This window comes from Olivibacter sp. CPCC 100613, from assembly GCF_036959255.1.
Classification (GTDB): Bacteria; Bacteroidota; Bacteroidia; order Sphingobacteriales; family Sphingobacteriaceae; genus Olivibacter.
In genome coordinates this window covers 1-1,212 of sequence record NZ_JAWMTI010000034.1, presented here as the reverse complement: position 1 = coordinate 1,212, position 1,212 = coordinate 1, and the positions used below count along the sequence as shown (strand labels likewise).

Genomic DNA, 1,212 nt, shown 5'->3' with positions numbered 1-1,212 from the left:
ACGGCAACGAAGGGACTGCTCCCTGTAGTAATTTCTCGCCATGGAGATAATGAAAACAAGATAATTAATGCACCGACATAGAAAATAAGAATACGATAAATAACCTGATTGGTAGCTTTAGGGATATTCTTTTCAGGATTGGCGGCTTCTGCTGCAGTGATACCTATTAATTCTAAACCTCCGAAGGAAAACATGATTAACGCCATAGCAGTAAGCAGTCCTTGATAACTACCCTTTTCATCAATACTGAACAATCCTTTTGGAAAAAAACCATCGTCATTCCATAAGTTATAGATACTAGCGCCTGGGCCACCTTTGCCGCTAATTAATAAATACGTACCGAAAAGAATCATGGCAATGATCGCAATCACTTTAACGATTGAAAACCAAAACTCAGCTTCGCCATATATTTTTACCGAAGCCAAATTAATGGCATTTATAACGAGAAAGAAAAATAAACTAGAAGCCCATAATGGGATTTCGGGCCACCAAAATTGAACATAAATACCAATAGCGGTTAGCTCTGACATGCTAACCAGGATATACAAAATCCAGTAATTCCATCCGGATGCATAGCCGGGAAAAGTGCCCCAATATTTATAGGCGAAATGGCTAAAGCTTCCCGACACGGGCTCTTCGACCACCATTTCACCCAATTGCCGCATGATTAAAAATGCAATAAACCCTGCTATAGCGTAACCTAAGATAACAGCGGGCCCCGCCATAACAGCGGCGGGTCCAATTCCCAAAAATAATCCGGTACCGATGGCACCACCTAGCGCAATTAGCTGTATATGTCTATTTAATAATCCCCGTTTAAGTTCTTTGCGATTTGAAGTATCTTCTTGTAGGTTTTCCAAAATCTATTGTATTACTTAATAAAAGGCAAAGGTAAAAGATATATACATTTTGCCGTGATTATTTTAAAATAATATGACTATCGGGAATAATACCTAAAGATAAGTGGGATTAATTGGGAGCTCCGTTGGTCAGTTTTACTTAAAAAATAGAACCTTTATTTTATTCAACTTTTTTCATTATTAGTTAGTTTCAAAGGCATTCAAGCTTTCCCTACAGGAAGGTTCTTGATAAAAGTTGAGCAAGCCGAAGAACGTAGTGATGAGTTCATGAACACTTTTAAAAATAAACAAGCGGCAAAGCATTCATGCCGCGTATCGGAGCCGTTTCACTTCCTCAATCCGCTTGGGTAGT

1 protein-coding gene is annotated in these 1,212 nt (G+C 38.8%); it reads right to left on the bottom strand.

The window, feature by feature from the left end; all coding sequences use genetic code 11:
- A partial coding sequence (locus RYH73_RS26550; RefSeq protein WP_335316466.1) for an amino acid permease occupies nucleotides 1-860 on the bottom strand: 860 nt, incomplete at its 3' end.
- Nucleotides 861-1,212: the final 352 nt, after the last annotated feature.